Below are 11,432 nucleotides of genomic sequence, written 5' to 3'. Positions count from 1 at the left end.
GTCCGTCAGCTCATGCCTTCGGGCAGCGGGTAGGACAGGAAGTCACGGTCGAGGCGGGGCACGCTGCGCGGCAGCCACTTCGCCGCCTCACGGGCCACGACGGCGCGCGGCAGCGGCTCCTTGACCTCCATCTGGGTGGGCTTGGCGATGGTCTGCAGGGCCCAGGCCATCGCGTTGACGGGGGCTATCCGCTCCCAGCGCGGGCGGTCGACGTCCAGCAGCATCATCGCTCGCATGAAGATGAACCAGATGTGGTAGCCGGGGGGCGGGTTGCCGTTCATGGTGTGCACCGGGCGCGCACGTCGGGGGTCGTAGAGCACGCCCTGGGCGAAGTCGGCGAAGGCGCCCACGAGTCCGCGGCCGTACGGCTTGTAGAGGCTGTCGAAGACGCCGAGCTGCGCCTTGGACAGCACCTGGAGGGGCTGCTTGATCGGGGTGACGTACTCGATGAAGTTGTTCGGGTAGTCACTGGTTTTGGCCATGGCCATCCAGGTGTCGAAGATGGCCCGTTCCCATTTGTCGCCGAGGGCGGTGGCGATGTCGGTGTAGGCCTGCTCCAGCTCCGGCGCCACGTTGTAGAGCGTGGTTTCGTCGAACAGGTACCAGAGTTCGTTGGCCCTGCGGTCGCCCAGCATGCCGGGTACGTCGGGGAAGTCGCCGCCGTGGCGGGCGGCGGCCGGTTCGGCGGCACCGGCGGGGGCGGCGGTGAGGAGGCCGCCGGCGCCGAGGCCGAGGGCCGCGGCGGTTCCGACGGTCGTGGACAGCAGCCGTCTGCGGCCGAGGTGGTTCGACATGGAGGTCCCCTTGGATCTCTCGTGCGGACAGGTTCGACGTGCGCGTGGTACGAGAGCGGTGGTGCGCCGGCGGCCTGGCAGGGCGCCGGATTCTGTGGCGGCCGGTCAGTGCGACCGGTCGGGCAGGGGCGGCAGATCGGCTTCCGCGTCGTGGCGCTGGATCCAGGACACGTCCTGGACCAGGGACGACATCGTGCCCGTGGACGCCTTGCCGTCCTCGTCGGGCCGTAGCCGCTGGGAGCCGCCGCCGCGGGAACCGAGCTGGACCCGGGTGGTGTGCGGCCTGCGGACGGCTTCGTAGGAGCGCAGTGCGTCCGCGATCCGCCGTCGCGTGGCGTCGGTCGCGGGTGCGGCGTCGTCCAGTGCGTCGAGGCAGTGCGCGAGGACCGCAGCGTCCTCGACGGCCTGGCTGACGCCCTGTCCGTGATGGGGCAGCATGGGGTGCGCCGCGTCGCCGAGGAGGGTCACCGCGCCGCTGCCCCAGCAGGTGAGCGGCTCACGGTCGTACAGCGCCCACCGCCGTGCCTCGCGCACCGCGGCGACCAGCGACTTGACGTCGGGGTTCCAGCCGCTGAAGACCGCGGCGAGCGCGTCGAGGTCGCCGGGCGCGCTCCAGGACTCCAGGCGCCAGTGCGGGTCGGGCACGACGGCCACGAAGGTGAGGAACTCCCCGCCGCGCACCGGGTAGACCAGCAGGCGGGCGTCGGGTCCCGCCCACACGAGCAGGGTGTCGCCGGGCAGGTCGGGAACCTGGTCGCGCGCGACGAGTCCCCGGAACGCGCTCTGGCCGGAGAAGACGGCGGTATCGGGTCCGGCGACGGCCCGGCGCACCACCGAGTGGGCCCCGTCGGCGCCGATGAGGACATCGGTCTCGGCGGTGGTGCCGTCGGCGAACTCCAGCCGGACCACGGGGGCGGTGTCGGTGAACCGTTCGAGCCGGTGTCCCACCCGCACGGTGCCCGGCGGCAGCGACTCGGCGAGCATGGTGTGCAGATCGGCACGGTGGATCGTGTAGTAGGGCGCCCCGAATCGAGCGAGCCACTCCTCGCCCATGGGCTGGCGCACCAGGGTGGTCCCGCCGGACCACTCCCGCACCTCCATCCCGACGGGCCGCACGCCGCTCGCGCGCAGCCGCTCGCCGAGGCCCCAACGTTGCAGGATGCGGCTGCCGTTGGGGCCGAGGTGCATGCCCACGCCCGCCTCTTTGAGTTCCGGCGCCTGTTCGTAGACGCGTACCTCGTGGCCCTTCCGGGTCAGGGCGAGGGCGGCGGCGAGCCCGCCGATGCCCGCCCCGACGACCGCGATCCGCACCTTCGGCGTCATCAGTCCCTCACCTCGTGGACGGGTTCCGCGCCCGACCAGACGACGGCGGCGGAGCCCCAGGTGAGGCCGCCGCCGAAGGCGGTCAGGATCAGGCGGTCCCCGGTGCCGATACGTCCTTCGGTGGCCGCGTCGGCCAGGGCGAGGGGGATGGAGGCGGCGGCCGTGTTGCCCACGTCCGCGATGTTCGAGATCACCCGCTCCGGTGGCAGGCCGAGGCGTTTGGCGACCGACTTGAGGATGCGGATGTTCGCCTGGTGGCCGACGAACGCGTCGACGTCCGCCATGTCCCACCCCACCTTCCCGGCGACGGAGCGGGCGGATTCCGTCATGGTGGTGACGGCCCGGCTGTAGACGTCGCTGCCCCGCATGGTGAGGTACTCGCCGCGCGGCGGGATGGTGATCAGATCGTCCCCGGTGCCGTCGCTGCCGAGTTCGGTGTGCAGCACGGCACCCGGGTCGCTCGTCCGGCCACGCTCCAGGAGGACAGCGCCCGCTCCGTCTCCGAAGACGACGGCCGTCGTCCGGTCGTCGGGGTCCACGATCGAGGAGTAGGCGTCCGCGCCGATGACCAGGGCCCGGTCGCAGCTGCCCGCGGTGATCATCGAGGAGGCCACGGTGAGCCCGTAGACGAACCCGGAGCAGACGGCGGACAGGTCGAACGCGGCGGCCGCCAGGCCAAGTTGGGACGCCACCCAGGGGGCGGTCGCGGGGCAGCGCCGGTCCGGCGTGGTGGTCGCGAGCAGGACGAGGTCGCAGCCGTCGCGCCCGGCCGACTTCAGCGCGGCGGCTCCGGCGGCGACGGCGAGGTCTCCCGTGCCGGTCCCCTCGGAGACGCGGCGACGCCGTTCGATGCCGGTACGGCTGTGGATCCAGGCGTGGTCCGTGTCGAGGTGCCGCGACACCTCGTCGTTGGTGACGACGGCCTCCGGCAGGCAGGTGCCCAGGCCGGTGACGACGGCGCCGACCCGGTCATTCGCCGCGGTCATGGACGGCACCTCCTTCCGAGGACGCGGACGACGCCGACACCGGGGCGGGCCCGGCGTGGGCGAGGGCCGTATGGAGTTCCGCGAAGTCCTGGCGGGCGATGGGTGCGGTGATCAGCTCCTCGGGCACGCCGAGTTCCCGCATCAGTTCCGCTGCGTCGAGGGGGGCGCCGGCGGCCTCGTGGCGGACCTCTTCGAGGCGCAGGACCGCGTCCTGGTCGAGGATCGAGGCCCTCAGCGCGGCGAGCGCGTGCTCCAGTACGCAGGTCGCCGCGTACTGGCCGAGGAGGCGCTCGGACAGGGGGGTCTCGGTGTGGGCCGCCCAGTGGCCGATCGCCAGCGTCTGGTGGACGGCGCGGGTCCACTGCGCGCTGGCCTCGCCCGGACCGTGCCGCTCGACGTGGTCGAGCAGGACGTCGCAGACGGCCCGCAGCCGGCGGGCGGCGTCCAGACCGCCGGCCCCGGCGACCGCCTCGTCGAGCACGGTGTCGAACTCCTTGCGGTGGCGCAGGGCGAAGCGGGACGCCTGGTAGCCGAGGACGGTGTTGTCCCCGCCGAAGGTGACGGCGATCTCGTAGTCGTGGAGCAGGGGCGTGATCTGGTTCGCGTCGTGGTATCCGAGTCCGCCGCACAGTTCCCGCGTCTCGGCGAGGGTGTGCCGGGCGTCGCCGGTGCAGCCGGACTTCCCGCAGGAGATCAGCGCGTGCAGCACCTGGTCGCGGGCCGGTGCTCCCTGTGCGGCGCGGGCGACCGCGATCTCGGACAGCGCCTCCATGGCGTGCCGGGCGGCGAGGGACCGGCCCGCGGCGGTCGACAGCCGCATGCGGTAGTGCTCGTGGCCGATCAGCGGTCTGCCGAAGGTCTGCTTGACGGCGGCGAAACGGGTGGTGATCGCGCAGGCGAGGAGCTGCGCGTACGCCGCCCCCACCGACGGGAAGAGCCGCTCGTGGGTGAAGGTCGCCAGGCACTCCTCGAACCGCCGGTGGCGCGGCAGCGGGGAACGGTAGGTGCCGTCCGCGTCGATCGACGCCCAGCGGTTCATCAGGGCGGACACCGGCAGGCGGTAGTCCGTGAAGGAGAGGACGCCGGTCTGGTTGGCGGTGACGCCGCCCTTCGGCTCGGCCCGTCCGATGCGCACACCGGGCAGCACCCTGCCGCCTTCGCGCAGCGGAACCCGTATCCAGTGGTGGCCCTCGTCCCGTCCGCCGACGTGCAGCCGGCTCAGCACCATGGCCACGTCGCCGGTGTGCAGGCTGTTGCCGATCCACACCTTGCTGTCGGCGGGCCGGGGCGTGTTCAGGAGCAGCGTCCCGCTCTGCGGGTCGTAGGTGGCGGTGGTCCGCACCTGCTTCAGATCCGAGCCGGCGTGCAGTTCGGAGCCGGCGAAGCAGTACACCTTGGCCATGCGGTCGATCTCCGGGCCGTAGGAGCGCAGTTGCCGCTGCCCGCCGTGGCTGAGCAGCGCGTCACCGGCGATCTGGTGGGAGACCAGGACGTTGAGCAGGGACAGGTCGTACGCACCGATCCAGCCCATGGTGCGCAGGAAGTCGGGGAAGCGGGCGCTGTCGCCGCGGCCCAGCCAGAGGGAATTCGCCGTGAAACCGGCACCGTTGAGGAGTTTCGCCCGGCGAAGCGTCAGCAGACTGTAGTCGAGAACGCTTCCGTCGTCCGGTCTGATGGTGGCGAACTCGGGCCCGGACAGGACCCGGGCCAGCTCTTCTTCGCGTTGCGTCATGGACTCTCCTGGGATGGGTCGCACGGATCTGTGCCTGCGCGCGGTTGTGCCGGGTCAGGCGTCCAGCACCAGCGCGCAGTTGCTGCCCCCGAATCCGAAGGAGGTGCTCACGGCGACGGTCCCGCCGTGGCTGCGCGCGCTGCCGAGGACCAGGTCCAGTTCGGGCAGGTCGGGGTCGGCCCGCTCCGTGTGCGCGATCGGCGGCAGGGTGCCGCTGCGGAGGCTGCGCAGGGTCAGCACGGCCTCGATGGCGCCGGCCGCGCCGAGGGTGTGGCCGAGCAGCCCCTTGTTCGCGGTGACGGACGGTCCGTGGGGGAAGAGGCGGGCGATGAGCCGGGCCTCCGTCTGGTCGTTCTGCGGTGTCGAGGTGCCGTGCGCGTTGACGGTCGTGACGTCCCGCGCTGTCATGCGGGCCGCGGCCAGCGCCTGTTCCACGGCGGCCGCGGCGCCCGCCCCGTCGGGGCGGGGGGACGTGGGGTGGTGGGCGTCGGACGTGCTGCCGTAGCCGAGGAGCCGGCCGAGTACGTCGGCGCCCCGGGCGCGGGCCTTCGCCGGCTTCTCCATGACGACGGCCGCCGCGCCCTCGGAGATGACGAAGCCGTCGCGGTCCGCGGCGAACGGCCGTGACGCGTCGGGACCCTTGTGCTCGGAGAGCGCGCCCATGCGGGCGAATCCGGAGACCACGAGGGGGGTGACGGCCGAGTCCGTGCCGCAGGCGATGACCGTGTCGCAGACCCCGGCGTCCAGCAAGGTCTTGCCGAGGCCGAGCGCCGAGGCGCCCGACGCGCAGGCGGCCGCCACCGTGTGGCTGGGCCCGGTGATCCCGTACCGCACGCTGAGGGTGCCCGCCGCCATGTTGATCAGTGACCGGGGGTGCAGATACGGCGAGACCATCTCGGGGCCGTGGCGGTCGAGCCGCCGGTGCTGCTCCTCCAGCGTGGTGACCCCGCTGAAGGCGCACCCCACCACGATGCCGACCCGGCTGCCGTCCCAGCTCCGCGGGTCGAGCCCCGCCTGGACCAACGCCTCGTCCACCGCCGCCAGGGCGAACCGGATGAAGGGGTCGGTACGGGCGGTGCCGCGCCCGGTGAGCTGCCCCGGCCGCAGGGGCGGCACGCGCAGGCTGTGCCACGCCCCGGTGCCGGCCAGCGGCTCCGGGTCACCGGACTCCAGGGACCTGGCCGCGCACAGCGCCTCCCAGGTCGTGTCGGAGTCGGTGCCCGCCGGGGTCACCAGGCCGGCACCCGTGATGGCGACGGGTCCTTCGGTCACGCCGCTTCCAGCCCCGAGCCGGCCAGCGAGACGACGTCCCCGACCGTGAGGTCCGCTATCCGGGTCTCCTCGCCGCCGAGATCCACCCCCGTCTCTTCTTTGATCCTGACGATGAGTTCGGCGATGGCGAGGGAATCCAGTTCGAGGGTGCGCAACAGGGCGCTGTCCGTGATCTCCGCGGGGTCCACTTCCAGGTCTTCGGCCAGGATCCCGTGCACGACAGTCTTCGGGTCCATGCTCATGTCTTTCACCTCTGTGGGGGCTCAGGATTGATTCGGCACCTCGAAACGAGATCGGCTCCACTGTGCTGACGCCGGATATGGAGCACGTATCGCGCCGTTATCAAGAGAAAGAGGCGGAAAGAGCGAGAACGCCAAAACCCGCCGGACGAACCGGCGGCTTAAAAGGGCGTCGAGCACGCGGACGGCCTTGGGAGCGGCGGCTGCCTCGCTGACGTGCGCGGCGGCCCAGTCGAGGAGGTCGTCCTCGCTCACCGTGCCGTCGGCGAGGGTCACGTACACCACCGGGACCTCGCCTGCCCGCCGGTCGGGCTGTCACCGGGGGTCGAGTCCTTCGAAGGCGGTCGCGTCGACGCTGCGCGCATGGGCCTCGTCGGCGCTCCCCGAGGTCTTCAGCCCGTCGAGGCCGACGGTCAGCTTCGTCACCGGCAGCGGCCTGGTCGCCCCCTCGGCGGGTATGTCGTGGGCGGTGAGGTCGACGTGGCGCAGGCTGCCCCCGGCCAGCTGGGTCAGCACGGGGAAGCCGCTGACGTGCACCGAAGGACGCTCAGCGGTTCCCATGCCCGGAGTTCCCTTACATGCCGTCCCGCGAAGTGGCGAGGATCGGAGTCGGCGCTCTCGCTACGGACCGCGGTGTGGTCGTCGCCGGGTTACCCATGCGGATCGTCAGCCGCCTGATGCGTTGGGAGTACAGCCCGGCCGGGCCCGGCCTCGAGGCCCGAGTCACTTTCGCCAGAACAGGTGGTGCGTCACGCCGCTCGGGCTGGGCACGACCTCCAGGTGGAACCGGTCGCGCAGCTCATCGGGGGACTCCCAGAGCCGTAGTCCGGACCCGAGCTTCACCGGCGAGACCGCCACATGCAGGGTGTCGACGAGGTCGGCGTCGAGGAACTCCCGGATGGTGGTGACCCCGCCGCCGAGCCGGAGGTCCTTGCCCTGCGCCGCCTCCCGCGCCTGTTCGAGGACCGTGGCCGGGTCGCTGTCGACGAAGTGGAACGTGGTGTCGGAGAGCGTGAACGAAGGACGCTTGTGGTGCGTCATGACGAACACCGGAGTGCGGAACGGGGGCTCGTCCCCCCACCACCCGCGCCACTCATGGTCCTGCCATGGCCCGCGCTGGGGCCCGAACTTGTTGCGGCCCATGATCTCGGCGCCGATGTTGCGGGCGTAGTCCCGGGTGAAGTAGTCGTCGAGGCCCCGGCTTCCCCCGGGGTCGGTGCGCATGGGCCAGCTCGCCGTGGCGCCGGCCCAGGCGAACAGCCTCGCCGGGTCGACGGCGTGGCCGAACGGACTCTCAAGGCTCTGGTCCTCACCGGCACCGATGCCGTCACTCGAGACGTTGAAGTTCTGGACCCTCAATAGCTGAGCCACGTGTTCCTCCAGTGATGTCGGACAACGGTGGTGAGACTCTCCGAGCCGGAAAAACTCATCGCTGCGTCCGCGACCGGTCAGAAACTGGGCTACCTGGTGTCCTGGCCGGTCCCAAGCACGGCCTCTGACCTGCGAAGAGCAAAAGCGGCAGACGAGTCGGGCTGTACGCCGGGTTCTGTTCCCAGGGCCCCTCGCGGAGCCCCGGGCGACGGCCATCCATCTAGGGCCGGCGTTGCCGCCGGCCTCGTGCGGTCTACCCGCGGACATCGGGCGGGCAGCCCTCGAACGTCCGCGCAGGGTCGCCCCTCTTTCGAGAAGGCGGCCCCTCTTGACCTTGCTCCAGGTGGGGTTTACCTAGCTGCCCAGGTCACCCTGGGCACTGGTGGTCTCTTACACCACCGTTTCACCCTTACCCAGCACCTGAGCGCTGGGCGGTTTGCTTTCTGTGGCACTGTCCCGCGGGTCACCCCGGGTGGCCGTTAGCCACCACCTTGCCCTGTGGAGCCCGGACGTTCCTCGGGGAGCCCCCTGGGGGTACTCCACGCGGCCGCCCGCCCGGCTCGTCTGCCGTGTCGACCATGTTACCCGTCTGCCGGGGGCGCCCGCCGCGCATGATCGGCCCCGGCGCCAGCGCGACGTGCCACCACGACCCGCCACCCCTACGTGCAACCACCACCTGCCACCGTGACCCGCCACCCCGAAACCTGCCACCACGACGACGCCTCCCCGATCTCGCCATCTCACCCCGTCCGTCTCCCCGAACGTGCTCGCTTGACCCTGCCGCGACGTCAACGTCTCTACTGATCCCATGCGGATCGGAGAACTCGCCGCCGCCGTCGGCGTCACCACGCGGACCGTGCGGCACTACCACCATCAGGGGCTGCTGCCCGAGCCCGAGCGGCGTCCGAACGGCTACCGGGACTACACCCTGCGGCATGCCGTCGTCCTTGCCCGGATCCGGCGGCTGACCGAGCTGGGGCTGGGGCTCGCGGAGGTGCGGGACGTGCTGGCCGAGGATGCCGGGAAGGATCTCGTGGAGGTGCTCACCGAGCTGGATGAGGACCTAGCCCGGCAGGAGGCGGCGCTCCGGGAGCGGCGGGCCCGGCTTCGGGCGCTGCTCGAGGCGGAGGAGTTGCCCGCCGAGGGGCCCGTTTCGCCCGAGCTCAGTGAGTTGTTCGCCCGGACCGGCCGGCTGTCCGGCCTGTCCGACTCCCCCATGGCCGCCAAGGACCGGGAGATCCTCGCGCTGCTCGACACGGCGGCGTCGCCGGAGGTCCGGGAGCAGTTGATGTCCCTGTGGAGCGGTGCGCTGGGGAGTCCGGATGCCGTGGCGCGGGCGCACGAGACGTATGCGCTGCTCGACGCCCTCGACGATGCCGAGCCCGACGACCCGCGGGTGACCGAGGCGGCCCGGCTGCTCGCCGAGCTGATCCCCCGCGAACTGCTCACGGAGGCCGACATCGACCAGGACAACAGCTTCCTGCGCGCCTTCTACGCCGACTTCGCCCCGGCACAGGCGGAGGCGATCCGCCGCGCCTTGCGGTCGCTCATGGAGGAGGGATCGTGACAGCCGTACGCACGCTGGTCCGGCATGAACTGCGGCTGCTGGTCTGCCTCGTGCTCTGGGTGGCCCGGCGTCGGCACGTCACGGACGGCGGGCTCGCCTTCGGCTATGCGCGTGGGCAGGGACCGGTGATGTTCGGGTTCGCCTTCGTGTGCGTGGTCGAGTCGGTGACCATGTCGGTGCTGCTGCGGGACTTCCCCACCGTGCACCGGGTGTGGCTCGCACTCGATGTGTACACCGTCGTGATCATCATCGGTCTGCACGCCGCCTCCGTCGTACGGCCACACGTGCTCGACTCCGGCTTCCTGCGCATCCGGCGTGGCGTCCACGTCGACCTTCGCATACCGCTGGAGAAAGTCGCGAGCGTGCGGCGCGAGCTGCGTACCACCCATGAGCGGGCCGACGGGGAACTCGACGTCGCCGTGGGCTCGCAGACCTCCGTCACCCTTCAACTCGGCGAGACCGTCCCCCACTTCACCTTCCTCGGCCGTCGGCGCGACGTCCACCTCGTCCGCTTCCACGCCGACGACGCCGACCGCCTCGTAAGGGAAATCCGGGAGATCACAGCCGTCACGCCGGAGCGGACCGCGCCTTCCCCACTCCCGGATCGGCCCGCGTGAGCCGCGCCCAGCCGGTCAGGCGAGCGCGAAGCTCACCGTCGGGGCCTTCATGTCCGCCCGGGTGAGGCGGACGGGGCGGCGCTCGCCGAGGGAATCCTCGGTCGTTCCCGTGATGTCGCCGATGACCGCGGGGGACGCCAGTTGTACGACGCCGGGTTCCACTTTTCCGTCGTGCCCGGGGTGCTCCCGCTCGACCACGCAGCCCTCGAAGATCTCGCCCACCCGGTCCTTGAGCACGGCGGCCTCCACGAGGTCGACGCACTTGCGTTCGATGCTTCCCGCGCGTCCGCCGCTCTCGGCCATCCGCCGCCGCACGGTTTCGAGCCCGGCGAGCACCCAGCCGGGCGGCTCCCGGCCGGCGACGGCGGCGAGGCAGATCTCGGCGGCGTACCGGTCGACGAGGCGCCGCAGCGGGGCCGTGCAGTGCGCGTAGGGCGCGGCGACGGCGGCGTGTGTGGGGTGCGGTGGCAGGTTGCCGCCTTTGAAGACGGTGTACTCGGCGCGGTTCATCAGCCCGGTGCACGCCTGGAGGAAGGCCGCGTGCCGCGGCTCGGCCGGGTCGAGGGAGCGCACCACTTGGGCGTACGAGACATGGTGCGGCCAGTCGATGTGCAGGGCGTGCGCGGTACGGCGCAGCTCGTCGAGCTTGCCGGCCGTGGTCGGTGCCTGGGTGCGCAGGATGCCCGTGCCGTGCCCCAGCATCAGCTGGGCGGCGGCCATGCCGGTGAGCAGGGAGAGCTGCTCGTTCCAGCCCTCGACCGGGAGCGGGACGCGGTAGGTCAGCTCGTAGCTGTGGTCCTGTTCGACGATTTCCTGCTCGGGGACGCTCAGTGAGATGCCGCCGCGTTCGATCTCCAGCTGTTCGCGCAGCAGGCCGATCGTCTTCAACAGAACCAGGGGCTCCTCCGCCGTATCGGCGTCGATCTGCGCCTGCACGCCCGCGTAGTCGAGCCTGGCCCGGCTGCGCACCAGGGCGCGGCGGACGTCGACGGCGATCGTACGGCCGCTCGCGTCGAGGTCGATGGTCCACAGCGCGGCCGGGCGGGTCCGCTCGGGCAACAGGCTCGCGGCGTCCTCGCTGAGCACCTGTGGGTGCAGCGGGATGCGGAGGTCGGGGAAGTACAGGGTCATCACCCGCCGGTGCGCCTCCTTGTCCAGCGGCCCGCCGGGTACGACGAAGGCGGCGACGTCGGCGATGGCGTACCGGACGCGGTAGCCGGTGCCCTGCCGGGACAGGTGCATCGCCTGGTCCAGGTCGGTGGAGCCGGGCGGGTCGATGGTGAAGAAGGGGACGTCGGTGGCGTCGTGCTCCGGCAGCGCCGGCGCCTTCGCGGCCTGCTCGGCGGCCGCGAGCACCTCGGGCGAGAACCCGGCGGGGACCTTGAGCTTGGTACGCAGCGCGGCGAGCGCGGCCCGCAGCGGGCCCTCGGGGGCGCCGGTCACGCGGATGGGGCGGCGAGGCATACGACGAGCGTAGGGCGAGGACCGCCCAGCGGCACGCCGTACGCTGTGGCGGAGTTCGAGTGAAGGA

At 71.8% G+C, this 11,432-nt stretch carries 10 protein-coding genes, 1 other RNA gene and 2 pseudogenes; 2 read left to right on the top strand and 11 right to left on the bottom strand.

Features of this window, described 5'->3' with window-relative positions; genetic code table 11:
* Positions 1-5: 5 nt before the first annotated feature.
* The 10 genes and pseudogenes from QQM39_RS32600 to rnpB form a co-directional block, all read right to left on the bottom strand.
* The gene (locus QQM39_RS32600; protein WP_302001126.1) at positions 6-794 is read right to left on the bottom strand and encodes a hypothetical protein; all 789 of its coding nucleotides are present in this window, start codon (positions 792-794) and stop codon (positions 6-8) included.
* A 105-nt stretch (positions 795-899) separates the two neighbouring features.
* On the bottom strand, positions 900-2,117 hold the full coding sequence (locus tag QQM39_RS32595; RefSeq protein WP_302001125.1) for an FAD-dependent monooxygenase: 1,218 nt from the start codon (positions 2,115-2,117) through the stop codon (positions 900-902).
* Complete coding sequence (locus QQM39_RS32590; RefSeq protein WP_302001124.1) at positions 2,117-3,103, bottom strand: beta-ketoacyl-ACP synthase III; 987 nt, start codon at positions 3,101-3,103, stop codon at positions 2,117-2,119. The genes QQM39_RS32595 and QQM39_RS32590 overlap by 1 nt, the downstream gene beginning before the upstream one ends.
* Positions 3,087-4,835: an acyl-CoA dehydrogenase family protein gene (locus QQM39_RS32585; protein ID WP_302001123.1), complete on the bottom strand. Its 1,749-nt coding sequence runs from the start codon at positions 4,833-4,835 to the stop codon at positions 3,087-3,089. Before QQM39_RS32585 ends, QQM39_RS32590 begins: the two co-directional genes overlap by 17 nt.
* A 54-nt stretch (positions 4,836-4,889) precedes the next feature.
* Complete coding sequence (locus QQM39_RS32580; RefSeq protein ID WP_302001122.1) at positions 4,890-6,107, bottom strand: beta-ketoacyl-[acyl-carrier-protein] synthase family protein; 1,218 nt, start codon at positions 6,105-6,107, stop codon at positions 4,890-4,892.
* The gene (locus QQM39_RS32575) at positions 6,104-6,349 is read right to left on the bottom strand and encodes a phosphopantetheine-binding protein (RefSeq protein ID WP_302001121.1); all 246 of its coding nucleotides are present in this window, start codon (positions 6,347-6,349) and stop codon (positions 6,104-6,106) included. Before QQM39_RS32575 ends, QQM39_RS32580 begins: the two co-directional genes overlap by 4 nt.
* Before the next feature lie 21 nt (positions 6,350-6,370).
* Positions 6,371-6,646 (bottom strand): annotated as a pseudogene (locus QQM39_RS32570) (hypothetical protein); the annotation flags it as partial.
* Between the two features lie 36 nt (positions 6,647-6,682).
* Positions 6,683-6,910 (bottom strand): annotated as a pseudogene (locus tag QQM39_RS32565) (LmeA family phospholipid-binding protein); the annotation flags it as partial.
* A 159-nt stretch (positions 6,911-7,069) separates the two neighbouring features.
* On the bottom strand, positions 7,070-7,717 hold the full coding sequence (locus QQM39_RS32560) for a dihydrofolate reductase family protein (protein WP_302001120.1): 648 nt from the start codon (positions 7,715-7,717) through the stop codon (positions 7,070-7,072).
* A gap of 148 nt (positions 7,718-7,865) precedes the next feature.
* Positions 7,866-8,280, bottom strand: an RNA gene (gene rnpB, locus QQM39_RS32555) — RNase P RNA component class A.
* A 245-nt stretch (positions 8,281-8,525) separates the two neighbouring features.
* On the opposite strand from rnpB, the gene QQM39_RS32550 reads away from it, so the two are divergent.
* Both QQM39_RS32550 and QQM39_RS32545 read left to right on the top strand, forming a co-directional pair.
* The gene (locus tag QQM39_RS32550) at positions 8,526-9,284 is read left to right on the top strand and encodes a MerR family transcriptional regulator (protein ID WP_302001119.1); all 759 of its coding nucleotides are present in this window, start codon (positions 8,526-8,528) and stop codon (positions 9,282-9,284) included.
* Positions 9,281-9,901, top strand: a complete 621-nt coding sequence (locus tag QQM39_RS32545) for a hypothetical protein (protein WP_302001118.1) — start codon at positions 9,281-9,283, stop codon at positions 9,899-9,901. The genes QQM39_RS32550 and QQM39_RS32545 overlap by 4 nt, the downstream gene beginning before the upstream one ends.
* 15 nt (positions 9,902-9,916) lie before the next feature.
* Here the strand turns inward: QQM39_RS32545 and QQM39_RS32540 are convergent, their stop codons facing one another.
* Positions 9,917-11,365 (bottom strand): RNB domain-containing ribonuclease, encoded by a 1,449-nt coding sequence (locus QQM39_RS32540; RefSeq protein WP_302001117.1) that lies wholly within the window; start codon positions 11,363-11,365, stop codon positions 9,917-9,919.
* Positions 11,366-11,432: the final 67 nt, after the last annotated feature.

Origin of the sequence: Streptomyces sp. DT2A-34 (genome assembly GCF_030499515.1) — a bacterium.
Lineage (GTDB): Bacteria > Actinomycetota > Actinomycetes > Streptomycetales > Streptomycetaceae > Streptomyces.
Note: the sequence above shows the minus strand (reverse complement) of the source record. Positions and strands in the feature narration are given on the sequence as shown.

Bases quoted from the DNA above. Each gene is read 5' to 3' on its own strand.
- QQM39_RS32540 (WP_302001117.1), bottom strand. From the start codon at position 11,365: ATGCCTCGCCGCCCCATCCGCGTGACCGGCGCCCCCGAGGGCCCGCTG.
- QQM39_RS32575 (WP_302001121.1), bottom strand. From the start codon at position 6,349: ATGAGCATGGACCCGAAGACTGTCGTGCACGGGATCCTGGCCGAAGAC.
- QQM39_RS32600 (WP_302001126.1), bottom strand. From the start codon at position 794: ATGTCGAACCACCTCGGCCGCAGACGGCTGCTGTCCACGACCGTCGGA.
- QQM39_RS32585 (WP_302001123.1), bottom strand. From the start codon at position 4,835: ATGACGCAACGCGAAGAAGAGCTGGCCCGGGTCCTGTCCGGGCCCGAG.
- QQM39_RS32590 (WP_302001124.1), bottom strand. From the start codon at position 3,103: ATGACCGCGGCGAATGACCGGGTCGGCGCCGTCGTCACCGGCCTGGGC.
- QQM39_RS32595 (WP_302001125.1), bottom strand. From the start codon at position 2,117: ATGACGCCGAAGGTGCGGATCGCGGTCGTCGGGGCGGGCATCGGCGGG.
- QQM39_RS32550 (WP_302001119.1), top strand. From the start codon at position 8,526: ATGCGGATCGGAGAACTCGCCGCCGCCGTCGGCGTCACCACGCGGACC.